Source organism: Rhizobiaceae bacterium (assembly GCA_023953845.1).
In the GTDB taxonomy this organism is placed as follows: domain Bacteria; phylum Pseudomonadota; class Alphaproteobacteria; order Rhizobiales; family Rhizobiaceae; genus Arvimicrobium.
The window spans coordinates 376,650-392,847 of record JAMLJC010000002.1; the positions used below are offsets into that span (position 1 = coordinate 376,650).

Consider the following 16,198-nt stretch of genomic DNA (forward strand, 5'->3'; position numbering starts at 1 on the left):
GGTCACTGCTCGCCGATCCCTAAATGGCTGCCAGCAGCGCCGGCGTCGGCCAGCCATCGATGGGCAGGCCGAGGCGTTTCTGCTCGGAACGGACCGCCTCGCGCGTGTTGACGCCCAGAATGCCGTCCACCTTGCCAACGTCGTAGCCCATCGCCTGCAACTTCTGCTGGAGCAGTTTCATGTCTTCCAGGCCGAGGCCCGGCTCGGGATTACGCTTGTCGTAGGCCGGCGCGCCGGCGAAGCGCGCGGCGAGGTTCGCTGCCGTCAGCGTGTAGGTCGCCGACTGGTTCCATTCGAGAAAGACGTCGTAATTGTCGTAGGAAAGGAAGGCGGGGCCCTTGCGGCCCATCGGCAGGACGAGTCCGGCCCTGAGCCCGTTGTCCGTCAGCGCGCTGCCATCGCGCCGGGTGACGCCCCACGACGCCCATTGGGGGAGCGGCAGCTTGTTGGTGCGGCCGGTCTCCTCCCACGGCATCTCCTCGGGCACGCGTACCTCCTCGATCCAGGGCTGGTCGCGCTTCCAGCCGCGGTTCTGGATTTTTGCGGCTGCGGTCAGGATCACGTCGGCGGGATCGTTGCGCACGTCGACATGGCCGTCGCCGTCGCCGTCCTGTCCGAGCTTCATGATGTCGGAGGGAAGCATCTGGGTCTGGCCGATCTCGCCTGCCCATGCGCCCTTCACGTCGGCGGGCAGGTCTCCGCGATCGATAAGGGTGAGCAGCGGCACGATCTGCGGACGGAACAGGTCAGGCCGGCGGCAATCATGCGAGAGCGTCACAAGCGCGTTGAGCGTGAGGAAGTCGCCCTGCACGGCGCCGAAATCCGTTTCCAGCGCCCAGAAGGCGGTGATGACGGCCGGCTGCACGCCGAATTCCCGGTCGGCGCGGGCGAACACGTCGGCGTATTTCTTGAGATTGGCCACGCCCTGCTTGAGACGGTAGGCGGAAATCATGCGGTCGGAGAATTCGATGAAGGTCTGGGCGAAGACGCCCTGCGCGCGGTCGCGCTGGAGGACCTTTTCATCGATATGCGCGCCGTCCAGCGCAGCGAGGCCGGCAGGGCCGACGCCCGCCGCGACCGCCTCGGCCCGCACCCCCTCTTTCCATTGCGCGAAGTCGCCGCCGCAGGCCTGCGCCAGCGCGGGGCCGGAGAGGGTCAGCGCGGCGGCAATCGACGTGGCGCAGAGCAATTTGTTCAAGATCGGTCCTTTTCCTCGCGAGAGGCGGTGCTTGTCAGGACCTTTTGGCAAAAATGCGCCCGCCGCGAAAGCCATGCGCGGCAGTCATTGCGCCCGGCCCGTCACATTCCGGCGAGATTCAGTGCGTGTTCGCTCGCAGCCACTTGTTCCAGGCGGTCGTGGAGCCGTTGAAGACGTTGATGTCGGCATTACCCCGGATACCCGGCACGACGCCCGTTCCGGTATACTGCCAGAAGGTGAAGGGATGCTCGCCGTATTTCTCGGTCGGGTGGCCGGCGACCGACCGCAGCCAGTACGGATAGCCCCGGAAGGTCGAGAGGTTGTTGTCGTCGAAGAAGTCGATCGAGGTGTAGATGATCGGCTTCTTGCCGTAATGCCGCTCGACGATTTCGAGGAACGTCTTCATCTCGCTGCGCACGGTCGCGGCCGGCGGTCTCAGCTTGCAGGTCGGGGAATCCGGGTTCCATTCCATGTCGAGGATCGGCGGCAGCGAGCCTTTCTCGCGCGGCACGTTGCGGATGTACCAGGCGGCCTGCTCATGGGCCGGGCGGCAGAAATAGAAGAAATGATAGGCGCCGCGCGGCACGCCGGCAGCGCGCGTGCTGGACCAGTGCTCGTCGAAATAATCGTCGACACGGTCGCCGCCCTCGGTCGCCTTCACGAAGGCGAAGGAGATGCCGTTCCTCTTCGCCGTGTGCCAGTCGATGGAGCGCTGGTATTTCGACACGTCGGTGCCATGGACGGCATAATGGATCGGCTTCTTCGCCTGCCATTCATGCGGCTTGTTGTCATCAAAGCGCGGATAGGCGAGCGCGACCCTGGTGGAAATGGAGGCCGAACTCGCAGCGCCCATCGGCTCGATGACGTCCGAAGTCGTGCAGCCCGCCAGCAGCGCCAGCATGCACAGCAACGCCATCCGTCGCATCATGTTTCGTTTCCCCACTCCATTCCCGACGCGTGCCGGGAACCAATCGCGTCACGATCCCCGGCCGAAGGGAGGTTCCGCACAACTGTCCCACGTGTTCGCCGAACATAGTTGATTTTTGGTTGATCGACCCCCACACGGTCATTCGAGATTGTGGGCGAAAATCGGCAATTCCGTGGCCGTTCGATTGGAGAGAGCATCGATGGGTGTGGTCGCGAAGATGCTGAAGTGGACCGGCGTTCTGGTCGTCGTCCTTCTCGCGGCTGTTGCGGGATGGCTCTATTTCGCGCCGCCGGAACTTATCCGCGTCGGCAGCGCATACTCGGCCAAGATCGTCTGCTCGAACGTCTTCATCGCCGGGCGGAACGCCGACGATGTTCTCGGCGACGACGTGCAGGCGCCCGGCCATCCGTTGCTGCGTCTGATGCGGGTCGAAGTGGACGGGGAGGCGCAAACCGTGACGGCCGCGCTGCTCGGCCGGTTCGGGGCAGGGGTTGCGGTGGCGCGCGACGGGTTGGGCTGCGCGTCCGTTCCCGATGGCAACGCCGAGGCGGCAAAGGCCATCGGCCTGCCTGTTGCAGCAAGGGTCGTGGCGGACGAGGATGCGTTGTGGCCTGAGGGCAATCGCGTCGATGCTTCCCAAGAGCCGGCGCTGGCGACGGTTCTAGACGATGCGGATCTGACGGGTCCGGGCATGCGCGCCGTCGTCGTTGTCCATAACGGCCGTATCATCGGCGAGCGCTACGGCGAGGATTTTTCAGCGGAAACGCCGTTGCTCGGCTGGTCGATGACGAAGACGGTCAATGCCGCGATCGTCGGCACGCTGGTCGAGGCAGGCAAGATGGATCCTGGCGCGTCCGGTCTGGTCGAAACGTGGAAGAGCGACGAACGCACGGACATCACGCTCGCCAATCTGATGGCGATGTCAAGCGGGCTGTCGTTCAACGAGGATTACGGCGACGTGACGGATGTCACGCGCATGCTTTTCCTCGAACCGGACATGGCCGCCTTTGCCGCCGCGCAGCGATTGGCAAGCCCTGTCGGAAAGACCTGGAGCTATTCGAGCGGCACGGCTCTTATCCTGTCCCGCCTTTGGCAGCAGGCGGCCGGCGCAGAAGCGCTCGAATGGCCCCGGCGGGCGCTGTTCGAGCCGCTCGGCATGACCAGCGCCGTGCTGGAGACGGACGAAGCGGGGACTTTCGTGGGCTCGTCCTATCTCTATGCCACGGCGCGCGACTGGGTGCGGTTCGGGCAGTTTCTGCTGCAGGAAGGCGTCTGGAACGGCCGCGAGCTTCTGCCGCCCGGCTTCGTCCAGTGGATGCGGGAGCCGGCTCCGGCATCGGACGGGGTCTACGGCAACGGCCAGCTATGGCTGAAGCCGGGCGGGCCGAACGACGTGGCCGGCCTGCCGCCAGACACGTTCTGGCTGATCGGCCATGACGGCCAGTCCATGGCGTTGGCGCCGTCGAAGCAGCTCATCGTGCTCAGGCTCGGCCTGACGCCGTCCCGGCAGGGGTACAGGCCGCAACGGCTTCTCGCCGCAATTGTTTCTGCCATCGAATAGTCGCTCAATCTCCGGGATAGTCAGACAAGCAAGTTTGCGCTTGATCATAACAATTTAGTTATATAACATGATTGACATTAAATGGAAACAGGTATGAGCCGCCTCGATCACGCTTTTGCCGCACTCGCTGATCCCACGCGCCGCGCGATCCTCGCGCGTCTGTCTCTGGGAGAGGCCACGGTGATGGAACTGGCGAAGCCTTTCGAGATGAGCCAGCCGGCGATTTCGCGTCATCTCAAGGTGCTGGAGGAAGGCGGCCTGATCACGCGCCGCGTCGAGGGCACCAAGAGGCCATGCAGGCTCACACCGGGCGGGCTTGGGGAAATCGATGCGTGGCTCGACACGCTCAGGGCCGCACTGACCCGCAACTATGAGCGGCTCGATACGGTGTTGGCCGCGATGCAGGACGAAGAAGCGGAGGAAATCCCATGAGCAAACTGACGCTGAAGACCGAGGGCGACACGCATGTCGTCGTCACGCGGCGCTTCGCCGCCCCGCCGAAGCTGGTGTTTCGTGCGCATACCGAGCCCAAGCTGCTTCAGAAATGGCTGCTCGGCCCCGATGGATGGACGATGCCGAAATGCATCAGCGATGCGAAGCCGGGCGGCAAGATCCGTTTCGAATGGGCCGACGGGAACGGCAACGGTTTCCATCTCACCGGGGAGTATCTGGAGGTCGAGCCCTACAGCCGCCTCGTGCATGTCGAGCGAATGCATCTGCCTGATCCCACGCCCGACAACCACGTCGAGACAACGTTCGATGCCGATGGTGGCGGTACGCTTCTCACGCTGCGCATGACGCTGCCAGATGCCGAAACGCGCAGGGCAATGCTTGCGACCGGCATGGAAGACGGCATGGAGGCGAGCTACGCACGGCTTGAGAACATGGCCATGGCAGGAGTGGTGGCGTGAGGACAACCGCAACGCTTGCGATGTTGAGCCGCAGCGACCATGCTCGGGGCGACGACGGCATTCCGTCGACACCCGGAGAAGTGTATGCCACGACACGATTTCGATCCGGCGACTATTACTCCCGATGGCCGCCCGCCAGCCAAGGCACGGCTTTTCGACGGTTCACTCGCCGGCCCGTATCGCGGATCGGTGAATGGCGAGGCGCTGGGCACGCAGGTCACCGTGCTCACCTACGGCAATGACGAGCCTGGCACCGGACCAAAGCTGCATGTGCATCCCTATGACGAGATCTTCGTGCTCCAGGAGGGCAATGCGAGGTTCTTCGTCGGCGATCAGGTGATCGAGGCAACGGCGGGCGAGACCGTGCTCGGCCCCGCCGGTCTGCCGCACAAATTCATCAATCTCGGCCCGGGACGGTTCCAGACTCTCGATATTCACCTTTCGCCGCGCTGGATTCAGACCGATCTGGAGTGAAGACGCTCCCGTCTATTCGCTGCCGAAACCGCCCGCCGTCGGCGTCGTGACGATGACGGCCTCGCCGGCCTCCAGCACGGTCTGGTCGCAGGCTCTCAGGGTTTCGACGGCGCCGTCGCTGCGGCGCACTTTCGTCGAACCGGCCTCGCCGTCACCGCCGCCGTCAAGGCCTTGCGGCGGGCGATTACGGTGCGACGACAGGATGGCGCATTCCATGCGTTCCAGAAAACGGACGGTGCGTTTCGTGCCGTCGCCGGCACGCCATCTGCCCTTGCCGCCCGAACCCTCGCGGATATGGAAATCCTCCAGCAGGACCGGAAAGCGCAGTTCGAGGATTTCGGGATCTGTGAGGCGGGAATTGGTCATGTGGACGTGCACGCCCGACGTGCCATTGAAGCCGCGGCCAGAGTTCACCCGGCCGGCAGGCGAGCCGGAGCAGATCGTCTCGTAGTACTGGTAGGTTTCGTTGCCGTAGGTCAGGTTGTTCATCGTGCCCTGGCTGTTGGCGAGCGCGCCCATGGCGCCGAACAGGGCGTTGGTGACGTGCTGCGACGTCTCGACATTGCCGGCGACGACCGCTGCCGGGTAGGCGGGGCGCAGCATGCAGCCATCCGGTATGACGATGTTGACCGGCCTGAGGCAGGCGGCATTCATCGGGATGTTATCCTCGACCATGACGCGGAAGGCGTAGAGCACGGCGGCGCGCGCCACCGGTTCCGGCGCGTTGAAATTGTTCTTCATCACCGGCGAGGTTCCGGTGAAGTCGACGGTCGCTTCGCGTTTCTTGCGGTCGACGGTGATCTTCACCTTGATGATCTGGCCGGTGTCCGTCGGGTATTCGTATTCCGAGACGTCTGGCAGCCGCTCCAGCACGCGCCGGACGCTTTCGGCCGCATTGTCCTGAACGTGGCCCATATAGGCGTTGACGACGCCGAGGCCGAAATGGGCGACCATCTTGCGCAACTCGGCAACGCCCTTCTCGTTGGCGGCGATCTGCGCCTTGAGGTCAGCGATGTTCTGGTGCGGGTTGCGGGCGGGGTAGGGATGGTCGGTCAGGAGTTCGTGCAGTTCCTTCTCGCGGAAGCGGCCGCGCTCGACGATGCGGAAATTGTCGAAAAGCACGCCTTCCTCGTCCACCGTCGTCGCCAGCGGCGTCATGGAGCCGGGAGCCGTGCCGCCGACATCGGCGTGATGGCCGCGCGAGGCCACCCAGAAGAGGATGTTGCCTCTGTCGTCGCTGAAGACCGGCGTCACCACGGTGATGTCCGGCAGGTGCGTGCCGCCATTGTACGGCGCGTTCAGTGCGAAAACGTCGCCCGGATGGATGTCGCCTTCGTTCAGCCGGATGATCGTCTCGACGGAGCGGTCCATGGAGCCGAGATGCACCGGCATGTGGGGGGCGTTGGCGACCAGCGCGCCGTCGCTGTCGAAGACCGCGCAGGAGAAATCGAGCCGTTCCTTGATGTTCACCGAATAGGCGGTGTTCTGGAGCGTCACGCCCATCTGCTCGGCGATCGACATGAAGAGGTTGTTGAACACCTCCAGCATGACCGGGTCGGCTGCCGTTCCAAGCGCGGCGCGGCGCGTCTTTCTTTCGATGCGGCGCAGAAGAACATGATCCTTGGCGGTGATCGTCGCCTGCCAGCCCGGCTCCACGACGATCGTCTGGTGGCTCTCGATGATGAGAGCGGGGCCGGCCACGCGATGGCCCGGCTTCAGCGTTTCCCGGCGGAAAATGCCGCTTTCATGCCGTGCGCCTTCGGTGAAGATTCGTCTGGTTTCGGAAGGCTTTGCCGCCCGGTCCTCGGTTTCCGAATCAACTTCGCTGCGGCCTTTTTCGCTGACGTCGACGCCTTCGACGCCAACCGTTTCCACGATCATCGGCTTGTTGTCGTAGATGAAGCCGAACTGGGCCTTGTGGGCTGCTTCGAAAGCCTGCCGCGCCTGCCCGATGGAGCCCTCCGTGAAGTCGACCGGCAGCGCGGTGTCCGTGCCGTCATAGCGGATGTGCAGCACGGGTCTGGTCGAGGCCGTCGCTTCCTCCACGCCCTGCGCGGCCAGTTCGGACAGCACGGCGGCGCGAAGGCTTTCGATCAATTCGCCGATGGCCGTCAGCGAATCCTCCGCGAGGGGCAGGAGCAGTGCCTGCTGGCGGGAGGCGAAGACGGATGCGAGGCCGATGCCGTAGGCCGAGAGCAGGCCGGAGAAGGGGTGGATGAGCACCGCCTCCATGCCGAGCGCGTCGGCGACGAGGCAGGCATGCTGGCCGCCCGCGCCGCCAAAACAGTTGAGCAGATATTCGGTGACGTCGTAGCCGCGCTGGACGGAAATCTTCTTGATGGCGTTCGCCATGTTCTCGACGGCGATGGTGACGAAACCCTCGGCCACCGCTTCCGGCGTCCGGCCGTCGCCGATCTCGGCGGCAAGCGCCTCGAATTTCTCGCGCACGATTTCAGTGTCGAGCGGCTGATCCTGGGCAGGCCCGAAGATTTTCGGAAAGAAGTCCGGCTGCAGCTTGCCCAGCATGACGTTGGCGTCGGTGACGGCCAGCGGTCCGCCGCGCCGGTAGCAGGCCGGACCGGGATTGGCGCCGGCGGAATCCGGTCCGGCGCGGAAACGGCCGGCCTCGAAATGCAGGATCGAGCCGCCGCCCGCCGCGACGGTGTGGATGCGCATCATCGGGGCGCGCACGCGCACGCCGGCCACTTCCGTGTCGAAGGCGCGCTCATATTCGCCGTCGTAATGGGCGACGTCGGTCGAGGTGCCGCCCATGTCAAAGCCGATCACCTTGTCGAAGCCGGCGAGCCTCGCCGTCTCCACCATGCCGACCACGCCGCCGGCCGGGCCGGAGAGCAATGCGTCCTTGCCCTGGAACATGTCGGCGGCGGTGAGGCCGCCCGACGACATCATGAACATCAATCTTGGGCTCACGGCCGCGTGCTCGCTTCGCTCGCTGGCCTCCGCCGGGGCGGCCGACGACGGCCGCCGCGCGGTCGCGCTTGCGGGCTTCGCCCGTTCCGTTTCGATTCCCAGTTCACCCGCCACGTGGCTCACATACCTGCTCAGGATCGGGGAGAGATAGGCGTCGACCACGGTGGTGTCGCCACGGCCGACCAGCTTCACCAGCGGTGAGACCTCGTGGCTGACCGAGACCTGGCCGAAGCCGATCCGGCGGCAGACCTTCGCCACCGCCTGCTCGTGTTCGGGAAACTTCCAGGCGTGCATGAAGACGATGGCGACGGCGTCGATGCCGTCGGCGCGGGCCTGTTCGATCGCCGGCTTGACCGAAGCGATGTCGAGCAGCTTTTCCACGCAACCGTCGGCGCGCACGCGCTCCTCGACCTCGACGACGCGTTCGTAGAGCTGCTCAGGGAGGATGATCTCCTTGGCGAAGATGTCGGGCCGGGCCTGATAGGCGATGCGCAGAGCATCGCGGAAGCCCCTGGTGATGAGGAGGAGGACACGGTCACCCTTGCGCTCCAGCAGCGCGTTGGTGGCGACCGTGGTGCCCATCTTGATGTCGCCGATGCGGCCGGTGGGGATGGGATCGCCTGTCTTGAGGCCGAGAAGGTCGCGGATGCCCTGGATGGCGGCGTCGCGGTAGGCTTCCGGGTTTTCCGAGAGCAGCTTGCGCGGATGCAGGCCGCCGTCGGGCGCGCGGCCGACAATATCGGTGAAGGTGCCGCCACGATCGATCCAGAAATCCCAGCGTCCACTCATGGCGTTTCCCTCTCGCGCAAGCACTCTACATATCCGTGCAGAGCAAATGATCGGAGCATCGTCAATGACTCCGGATCGCGCATGCTGTTTCGAACGATGAGGCTGCCTGAGACAGGGCTCTTCTGACGTTTCATTACGCCCTGTAAGCCGATGTGAATGACTTCACGAATTCGTGCGCATTTCTCCTCCGACCGTCCGGACCGTAAAGGAACGGCCGGGCGCATTTTGAGAAGGAGAGCTGACATGAAGAAGCTTATTCTGGCCGCTGTTTCCGCCGCTGCCCTTTTCGGTGTCGCCGCGTGCAGCGACAGCGGGACCGGCACCGACACGACCACGACGCAGAGCACCAATCCGCCGGTCACCGATCCGGCAGCTCCGACCGTGCAGCCGACCGAGCCTGCTCCTGCGGAGAAGCCGCTCGAACCCGCTCCGGCAGCTCCGGCTCAGTAACGGGGATATAAGATCTCCATTCAGCGGCCGGGCTTGCCCGGCCGTTTTTATTGCGGAATCAGCGCGAAACGCGTGCGCGGCGTCCGAGCACAACCACGCCTACCACAAGCAGTGCGAAGATCGCAGTGCGCGGTCCGATCGTTTCTCCGAGCAGCAAAGCAGAGAAGGCGAGCGTGAAGAAGGATTGCAGCAATTGCACCTGGCTGACGCGCGCGATACCGCCCATGCCAAGTCCGATGTTCCAGGCGAAAAAGCCGAGCAGCATGGAAAAGAAGCTGAGGTAGAAGAAAGCGACCGTCTCGGCAGGGGAGGCGTGCCAGTAGACCGGGTCGAATATGAATATGCTGACGGGAACTGAAATCGGCGCCGTCGTCACGAGCGACCAGCATATCACTTCCCATCCGGGCATTCGCTGCGAGAGCTTGCCGGATATGACATAGCCGAGGCTGGCGGAGATGGCGGCGGCGAACAGCCACAGATCACCCGCGGTGAGGACCATGCCGTTGTCCCCGATTGCGAAGGCCACAACCAGGAATGCGCCGAGAACGCCGAACATCCAGAACAGAGGCGATGGCCGTTCGCCCATGAAAAGCGCGGCGAAGACGCTGGTGGCAAGCGGCAGGATGCCCAGCACCACGCCGCCATGGGACGCGGGTACGGTTTGCATGGCGATCGAGGAAAAGATCGGAAAGCCGAAGACGAGCAGCACTCCCGCGGCGAACAGGGCCACGACATCCTTCCGTGGGAACGGCTTGCGCAGGAGCAGCAACAGGAATCCGGCCGCGACCGAGGCAAGCGCGGCCCGGCCGCAGGCGACGAATGAAGGGCTGAACACCTCGACCGCGACGCGCGTTGCCGGAAGCGTGCCGCCGAAGATGGCGACGCCGACCAGCCCGAGCAGCAGGCCGATCGTCTCCCTCGAGAAGCGCGGAGCGGGTGAAGTGTCCATCGGCAAGGGTTAGCGTCGGAACCGGCAGCACGTCGCGGCCAATCCATTGGACCAGCGAACTCATGCGCACCGCGCGGCGCGGCTTCAATCCCGTCCCGAAACCACATAAGACAGCATTCATGTCCATTTGGTCCCGAATTGGCGAATTTGCGCGTCGCGTGTCGGCGTCGGCTTCCGCCGGCGCCGTCGACGTTGCCGCCGCGTTGCGCAATGCGTTTGCCGGCGATCCCGAACTTCGCCGGAAAGTGGCGTTCTCCGTCGCCATGATCGCGCTTTCCGCCAAGATGGCGAAGGCCGACGGCGTCGTGACGCAGGACGAGGTGCGAGCCTTCCAGCAGATTTTCGCCGTGCCGCCGAAGGAGGCGCGGAATGTTTCCCGTCTCTATACGCTGGCCCAGGCCGACATTGCCGGTTTCGAGAGTTATGCGGCGCAAATGGCTGCGCTATGCGGCTCGGGCACGCGCAACTGCATGATGCTGGAGGACATACTCGACGGCCTTTTCCACATCGCCAAGGCCGACGGCGTGCTGCATGAGCGGGAAGGGCGCTTCCTGCACCGCATCGCGGAAATCTTCGAGATCGAGGAAGATCACTATCAGAGCATTCTGGCGCGACACGTGAACATCGGGGCCGCAGATCCCTATGTCGTGCTCGGCATCGAGCGGGGGCAGCCGCTGGACGAGGTCAAGAAGCAGTACCGGAAGCTGGTGTCCGAGAACCATCCCGACCGTCTGATCGCGCGTGGGGTGCCGGAAGAATTCATTGCGCTCGCGACGACACGCATCGCCGCCATCAACGCGGCCTATGAGCTGATCGAGAGGGGGCTGAGGCTGTGAGCGGCTTCCTGCCCGATCATACGGGGGCCGACGTCAGGGTGTCGCCCAATTTCGGGCCGCGCGCGCAAGGTTTCCGGCCCGACATGATCATCCTGCACTACACCGGCATGGAAACCGGGGAGGCCGCCGAGGCGTGGCTGTGCAATCCGGTTGCGGAAGTTTCCTGCCACTATCTCGTCCATGAGGACGGTCGCATCGTGCAGATGGTGCGCGAGAGCGACCGGGCGTGGCATGCCGGCAAAAGCTCATGGAAGGGCGTCGCGGACATCAATTCCTGTTCTGTCGGCATCGAAATCGTCAATCCGGGCCACGCGTTCGGCTATGTCGAATTTCCCGATGCGCAGATCGAGGCGGTCATTGAACTCTGCGCGGGCATTGCCAGCCGTCACAATGTGGCGCCGGAACGTGTCCTGGCGCATTCCGACGTCGCTCCGGGGCGCAAGGTCGACCCCGGCGAGCTGTTTCCGTGGGGGAAGCTTTTTGCCGCCGGGATCGGTCATTTCGTCGCGCCTAGCCCCATCGGCGGCGGCCGTTTTCTCACGGGCGGGGATCGCGGCGAACCGGTCGAGGCGCTGCAATCCATGCTCGCGCTTTATGGTTACGGGGTCGAGATCGGCGGTGTGTTCGACGCGGCGACGGCAACCGTAGTCGCCGCATTTCAAAGGCATTTTCGGCCTGAACGTGTCGATGGCGTGGCCGACCGCTCGACGGTCGAGACGCTGCACCACCTGCTCAAGGCGCTGCCCGCGCTGGCCTGATAAACTCCGGCGTTGGTCCTGACGAAATATCTCTCGGTGAAACGTAACGTGACTTGGAGAGTCACGTTTGGCGCTCATTTGCGGGCCAATCCGCCGATCCTCGCGCCGGACCCGACCTCCCACGGGTCCTGATTTCAAGCCCGGCGGACGGGAACCCAAGCCCGGACCGCCCCCGCAGACAATCGGAGCCAAATGAAAATCCCGACCGTTTTGACGGCGGCACTTGCCGCCGCCGCGATGACTTTTGCCGCGCATTCCGCCGAACGTCCCGCCAATCCCGCTAAAAGCGTCTCCCAGGCGAAGCTCGCTGCGCTCGCCCCCAACAAGCCCGGCAAGCCGGCCGGCGTGACGCGCGAAGAATGTCCCTACCTTTTCGGCTGCGGCGACAAACAGGAAACGGACAAGACGACGACAGCTTCCATCGCGAAGCCACGCAACCCGGCCGCCAGCACAGGCAGCCAATATGGCGACATCATCGCGAAATATGCCACGGCCTATGGCGTGCCGGCGTCGCTTGCCCATGCGGTCATCCATGTCGAGAGCAATTTCCGGCCCAACGCACGCGGCAGCGCGGGCGAGGTGGGCCTGATGCAGATCAAGCCGGCGACCGCACGGATGATGGGCTACACGGGTTCGGTGAAGGGCCTCTTCAATCCCGAGACGAACATCAAGTTCGGCATCAAGTATCTTTCCATGGCGCATCAGCTTGGCGGCGGCACCACATGCGGCACGGTCCTGAAATACAATGCCGGCCATGCCGCCAAGCGCATGAACAAGCGGTCCTCGGCCTATTGCGCCAAGGTGAAGCGGCTGATGGCCGGCGCCTGAGCGATCCTGCGGTCAGCCAGCCGTGCAAGTCCCTCGCGAGCCGCTTCCGTCGCGGCTCGCGAGGCGATGGGAAGTGGATATGACGAAAACACGCCTTTCCCAACCGGCGGCCATTTGCCATTAGATGCCAGTTCCGCTGCGGCCTGCATCAGGCAGCGGACGGGATGCGCGAATGGACACTCCTCCCCGAAATATGGACGCCGCTGCGCCGGCACTCACGGAACGCGAGAAGAACGTCATCATCGGTGGCGTTCTGCTGGCGATCCTGCTGGCCGCGCTCGACCAGACGATCGTCGCGCCGGCCCTGCCAACCATCGGCGCGGCGCTCGGCCACGCCGATTACCTGCCGTGGATCGTGACCGCGTACCTGCTCACCGCCACTGCGGCTGCACCCCTCTACGGCAAGATTTCGGACGTTCACGGACGTCGCGTCACCATCCACGCGGCGATGTTCGCCTTCCTCGTCGGCTCGGTGGTGAGCGCGGTGGCGCCGAGCATGCTCGTGCTGGTGCTCGGCCGCGCCATACAGGGGCTTGGCGGCGGCGGGCTGTTCACGCTGGCGCAGACGGTGATCGGGGATCTCGTGCCGCCGAAGGAGCGCGCCCGCTACGCCGCCTGGATTTCCGGCACATGGGCGGTCGCCAGCATCGCCGGTCCGCTGCTGGGCGGCGTCTTCGCCGAGCATCTGCACTGGTCGCTCGTCTTCTGGATCAACATTCCGCTCGGCATCGCCGCCGCGGCCATCATGAACGGACCGTTGAAGAAGCTGCCGATCGTCGGCCGCCGCCACAGCATCGACATACCGGGCGCGGTGCTGCTGCTTGCGGCGACCGCCACGCTGCTTCTGGCGCTGAGCTGGGGCGGCAGCGAATATCCCTGGCTGTCCGCCCCGATTGCCGGTCTCGTGGGCGGCTCTGCGTTGCTTTGGGGCCTTTTCGCGCTGCGTCTGCGGCGAGCGGCGGAGCCGCTGGTGTCGCTCGAGGTGCTGGCCAATCCGATCGTGCTGTGGGGAACGATCTCGATCGCCCTTCTTGCAGCCGCCAATGTCGGCCTGACCGTCTACCTGCCGATCTACCTGCAATCCGTGCTCGGGCTGACGGCGGCGCAATCGGGCACGGCGATGCTGCCATTCCTGCTCGGCACGGTCGTCGGCGCTTCCACGAGCGGGCGGCTGGTGGCGCGCATCGTCCATTACAAGCGGATCGCCGCGTTCGGCCTCGTGCTCAGCACGCTCTGCGTGATCGTGCTCGGTCTTGTCGCCTCCGAAGCCTCGCTGCTGGTCGTCAACGTGCTGCTGACGCTCATCGGCATCGGCATGGGGACCATGTTCCCGGTCGGCACGGTGTCCGTCCAGAATGCGGTGGACCATGCCCATCTCGGCGTGGCGACCGGCGTGCTGGCCTTTCTCCGCTCGCTGGGCAGCGCGCTCGGGGTCGCGGCGCTGGGCGCGGTGGCTCTGGGCTACGGCCTGCCGCTTGCCCGCGAGACGGCTCAGGTGGTCGTCGCGCCGGCGATGGCGGGCGCGGCCTTTGCCGCGATCTTCTTCGCAAGCGCCGCCATTCTGGCGGCCTGTGTCGGCGCTCTTTTCCTGATGCCGGAGAAGCCGCTGCGGGGTCGCGGGAGCGAGAAAACGCGGGCGGCGGAAGGATAGGCGGCGCGCTTTGCTGTTGCATTGCGCTCATCCAGCGACTAACTGCCGGGTGCCAGCTGGCCGGGCGGCCGCACGCGTCAATGCCGAAAGGTGGCGCGTGAGGAAAGTCCGGGCTCCATGAAGACACGGTGCCGGCTAATGGCCGGCGGGGGCGACCCCAGGGAAAGTGCCACAGAAAGCAGACCGCCCCATTCCTGCCCGAAAGGGCGGGCGGGGTAAGGGTGAAAGGGTGGGGTAAGAGCCCACCGCGCGACCGGCAACGGGAGCGGCACGGTAAACCCCACCGGGAGCAAGACCGAATAGGGACGGTGCGAAGGGAAACCTTCGGGGGCGGTTTTCAGCCCACCGTCCGGGTAGGTTGCGTGAGGCGTCCGGCAACGGCCGCCCAAGATGAATGGCCGCCACGTTCCGCCGTCGCGAGAGGGCGGGGCCATACAGAACCCGGCTTACAGGCCAGCTGGCTCTCAAATCTCCCGGAAACCGAGCGATTTGAGCCGTTTGCGAGCAGATGCGCAGTTTTCGATTCCGGTCGCTCGCAGATCGATTCAATGCGCTGACGCGCCGAATCCGGATGTCGGGCGAAGTGGCTGACGACGTGTGCTGCGATCAGCCCGCCTGATCCAGCGCGTCCTTCAATGCCGTCCAAAGCTCCTCCGTCGGCTCGCATCCGATGGAAAGCCGGACGAAGCCGGGCGTGACGGCATCGCCCCACCGGGCCCGGCGCTCGGCCGACGTATGCACCCCGCCGAAGGAGGTCGCCGGCTGGATCAGCGCGCAGGCATCGATGAAGCGCTCGGCGGCCGACTGCGTGCCCAGCGTCAGGCCGATGAGGAAGCCGAAACGGTCCATCTGCATGCGGGCAAGATTGTGGGATGGGTCGTCCGGCAACCCGGGGAAGCGCAACGCTTTTGTGGCCGGATGAGCCTGCAGGCGGGGGGCGATCGTTTCGGCCGACCGGCACATGCGGTCGAAGCGAACTTCGAGGGTTTCCAGTCCGCGATGGACCAGCCAGGCCTCGAACGGTCCGGGAATCGCGCCGGAAAGCTTGCGCCAGTCGCGAACGGCCGAAAGCAGGGAGCCATCGCGGCTTGCGACATGGCCGAACAGGACGTCGGAGTGACCGTTCGGCGCCTTGGTGTCGGCCGACACGACGATATCGGCGCCAAGCTCCAGCGGCCGCTGCCCATAGGGCGTCATGGTGGTGTTGTCGGCGACGACGATCGCGCCGGCGGCATGGGCGGCGGCGGAGACCGCCGCGATGTCGCAGAGATCCAGTCCCGGATTGGCCGGACTTTCGAGGAAGACGAGGCGATAGCCGTCGAACCCTCCGTCCACAAAGCTGGCGGTCGGCCGCAGATCGGCGGCGACGCCGAACGACTTGAGAAAACGGTCGGAGAGCACGCGCGTGGTGTAATAGCCGTCGGCAGGCAGCAGGATGCGGTCGCCGGTCTTCAGCAGGCTGAAGAAGGCAGCCGAGATCGCCGCCATGCCCGACGGGAAAGCGACCGCCTCGGCGCTTTCGAGATGCCCGAGCATCTCCTCGACCGCTTCCCATGTGGCGTTGTTGAAGCGCCCATATTGCCGCGCGCCGGCCGGGTCTCCCGGCAGATGGTACATCGCCGCCATAATCAGCGGCAGCGGCACGGGATCGCCCTTGGCGAGCGTCCTGCGGCGAAGATGCGCGAGTTCGGCGGCGCGTTTAGACTGATCGTTCATGTCCGGCTCTTTTCTGCGGTTTCCGCCCGTCTAAGGCCCGGCCGGCGCGAGCGCAATGCGCCTCTGCGGGTCAATCCTAACGCTTCGTTAGTCTTAATGGATCACAAATGCCGGCAAGGCGCGAAATCCGTGCCCAAGACCCATTTGTAAGCGATTTGTGTCCGCATGTCCCGTTGACGCCCATACAGTCCCATGTTACCCCATAACCACAATCAATC

The 16,198-nt window shown here is 64.9% G+C and carries 14 protein-coding genes and 1 other RNA gene; 10 read left to right on the forward strand and 5 right to left on the reverse strand.

What is annotated here, in order from left to right:
- Window positions 1–19 precede the first annotated feature (19 nt).
- Together M9955_23840 and M9955_23845 are read right to left on the reverse strand one after the other, a co-directional pair.
- A complete protein-coding gene (locus M9955_23840; protein MCO5084678.1) occupies window positions 20–1,198 on the reverse strand; it encodes a lytic murein transglycosylase in 1,179 nt (392 codons plus the stop codon).
- A gap of 118 nt (window positions 1,199–1,316) precedes the next feature.
- Window positions 1,317–2,123 (reverse strand): glycoside hydrolase family 25 protein, encoded by an 807-nt coding sequence (locus M9955_23845; protein MCO5084679.1) that lies wholly within the window; start codon window positions 2,121–2,123, stop codon window positions 1,317–1,319.
- A gap of 202 nt (window positions 2,124–2,325) precedes the next feature.
- Between M9955_23845 and M9955_23850 the strand changes: the two genes are divergently transcribed.
- The 4 genes from M9955_23850 to M9955_23865 all read left to right on the forward strand — a co-directional run bounded on the left by M9955_23850 (window position 2,326) and on the right by M9955_23865 (window position 5,072).
- On the forward strand, window positions 2,326–3,687 hold the full coding sequence (locus M9955_23850; GenBank protein MCO5084680.1) for a beta-lactamase family protein: 1,362 nt from the start codon (window positions 2,326–2,328) through the stop codon (window positions 3,685–3,687).
- Window positions 3,688–3,780: 93 nt separating this feature from the next.
- Complete coding sequence (locus M9955_23855) at window positions 3,781–4,119, forward strand: metalloregulator ArsR/SmtB family transcription factor (protein MCO5084681.1); 339 nt, start codon at window positions 3,781–3,783, stop codon at window positions 4,117–4,119.
- Window positions 4,116–4,598 (forward strand): SRPBCC domain-containing protein, encoded by a 483-nt coding sequence (locus M9955_23860; GenBank protein MCO5084682.1) that lies wholly within the window; start codon window positions 4,116–4,118, stop codon window positions 4,596–4,598. The genes M9955_23855 and M9955_23860 overlap by 4 nt, the downstream gene beginning before the upstream one ends.
- An 84-nt stretch (window positions 4,599–4,682) precedes the next feature.
- The gene (locus tag M9955_23865) at window positions 4,683–5,072 is read left to right on the forward strand and encodes a cupin domain-containing protein (GenBank protein MCO5084683.1); all 390 of its coding nucleotides are present in this window, start codon (window positions 4,683–4,685) and stop codon (window positions 5,070–5,072) included.
- Window positions 5,073–5,084: 12 nt separating this feature from the next.
- Here the strand turns inward: M9955_23865 and M9955_23870 are convergent, their stop codons facing one another.
- A complete protein-coding gene (locus tag M9955_23870) occupies window positions 5,085–8,792 on the reverse strand; it encodes a hydantoinase B/oxoprolinase family protein (protein ID MCO5084684.1) in 3,708 nt (1,235 codons plus the stop codon).
- 243 nt (window positions 8,793–9,035) lie between these two features.
- Here M9955_23870 and M9955_23875 point away from each other — a divergent pair, with 243 nt between their 5' ends.
- Entirely contained in the window at window positions 9,036–9,242 is a 207-nt protein-coding gene (locus M9955_23875) for a hypothetical protein (protein MCO5084685.1), read from the forward strand.
- 58 nt (window positions 9,243–9,300) lie between these two features.
- On the opposite strand, the gene M9955_23880 is transcribed toward M9955_23875, so the two are convergent.
- Window positions 9,301–10,191: a DMT family transporter gene (locus M9955_23880; protein MCO5084686.1), complete on the reverse strand. Its 891-nt coding sequence runs from the start codon at window positions 10,189–10,191 to the stop codon at window positions 9,301–9,303.
- Window positions 10,192–10,310: 119 nt separating this feature from the next.
- Between M9955_23880 and M9955_23885 the strand changes: the two genes are divergently transcribed.
- The 5 genes from M9955_23885 to rnpB all read left to right on the forward strand — a co-directional run bounded on the left by M9955_23885 (window position 10,311) and on the right by rnpB (window position 14,729).
- Window positions 10,311–11,027, forward strand: coding sequence for a DnaJ family molecular chaperone (locus M9955_23885; protein MCO5084687.1), 717 nt, complete (start codon window positions 10,311–10,313; stop codon window positions 11,025–11,027).
- The gene (locus M9955_23890; GenBank protein MCO5084688.1) at window positions 11,024–11,785 is read left to right on the forward strand and encodes an N-acetylmuramoyl-L-alanine amidase; all 762 of its coding nucleotides are present in this window, start codon (window positions 11,024–11,026) and stop codon (window positions 11,783–11,785) included. Before M9955_23885 ends, M9955_23890 begins: the two co-directional genes overlap by 4 nt.
- Window positions 11,786–11,977: 192 nt before the next feature.
- The gene (locus M9955_23895; protein MCO5084689.1) at window positions 11,978–12,613 is read left to right on the forward strand and encodes a transglycosylase SLT domain-containing protein; all 636 of its coding nucleotides are present in this window, start codon (window positions 11,978–11,980) and stop codon (window positions 12,611–12,613) included.
- Window positions 12,614–12,785: 172 nt separating this feature from the next.
- Window positions 12,786–14,264, forward strand: coding sequence for an MFS transporter (locus M9955_23900; protein MCO5084690.1), 1,479 nt, complete (start codon window positions 12,786–12,788; stop codon window positions 14,262–14,264).
- A gap of 52 nt (window positions 14,265–14,316) precedes the next feature.
- Window positions 14,317–14,729, forward strand: an RNA gene (gene rnpB / locus M9955_23905) — RNase P RNA component class A.
- Between the two features lie 141 nt (window positions 14,730–14,870).
- On the opposite strand, the gene M9955_23910 is transcribed toward rnpB, so the two are convergent.
- Window positions 14,871–15,980 carry a cystathionine gamma-lyase gene (locus tag M9955_23910; protein ID MCO5084691.1) on the reverse strand — a complete coding sequence of 370 codons (1,110 nt, stop codon included), beginning with the start codon at window positions 15,978–15,980 and terminating at the stop codon, window positions 14,871–14,873.
- Window positions 15,981–16,198: the final 218 nt, after the last annotated feature.

Bases quoted from the DNA above. Each gene is read 5' to 3' on its own strand.
- M9955_23885 (MCO5084687.1), top strand. From the start codon at position 10,311: ATGTCCATTTGGTCCCGAATTGGCGAATTTGCGCGTCGCGTGTCGGCG.
- M9955_23880 (MCO5084686.1), bottom strand. From the start codon at position 10,191: ATGGACACTTCACCCGCTCCGCGCTTCTCGAGGGAGACGATCGGCCTG.
- M9955_23855 (MCO5084681.1), top strand. From the start codon at position 3,781: ATGAGCCGCCTCGATCACGCTTTTGCCGCACTCGCTGATCCCACGCGC.
- M9955_23895 (MCO5084689.1), top strand. From the start codon at position 11,978: ATGAAAATCCCGACCGTTTTGACGGCGGCACTTGCCGCCGCCGCGATG.
- M9955_23850 (MCO5084680.1), top strand. From the start codon at position 2,326: ATGGGTGTGGTCGCGAAGATGCTGAAGTGGACCGGCGTTCTGGTCGTC.
- M9955_23865 (MCO5084683.1), top strand. From the start codon at position 4,683: ATGCCACGACACGATTTCGATCCGGCGACTATTACTCCCGATGGCCGC.
- M9955_23875 (MCO5084685.1), top strand. From the start codon at position 9,036: ATGAAGAAGCTTATTCTGGCCGCTGTTTCCGCCGCTGCCCTTTTCGGT.
- M9955_23860 (MCO5084682.1), top strand. From the start codon at position 4,116: ATGAGCAAACTGACGCTGAAGACCGAGGGCGACACGCATGTCGTCGTC.
- M9955_23910 (MCO5084691.1), bottom strand. From the start codon at position 15,980: ATGAACGATCAGTCTAAACGCGCCGCCGAACTCGCGCATCTTCGCCGC.
- M9955_23900 (MCO5084690.1), top strand. From the start codon at position 12,786: ATGGACACTCCTCCCCGAAATATGGACGCCGCTGCGCCGGCACTCACG.
- M9955_23845 (MCO5084679.1), bottom strand. From the start codon at position 2,123: ATGCGACGGATGGCGTTGCTGTGCATGCTGGCGCTGCTGGCGGGCTGC.
- M9955_23870 (MCO5084684.1), bottom strand. From the start codon at position 8,792: ATGAGTGGACGCTGGGATTTCTGGATCGATCGTGGCGGCACCTTCACC.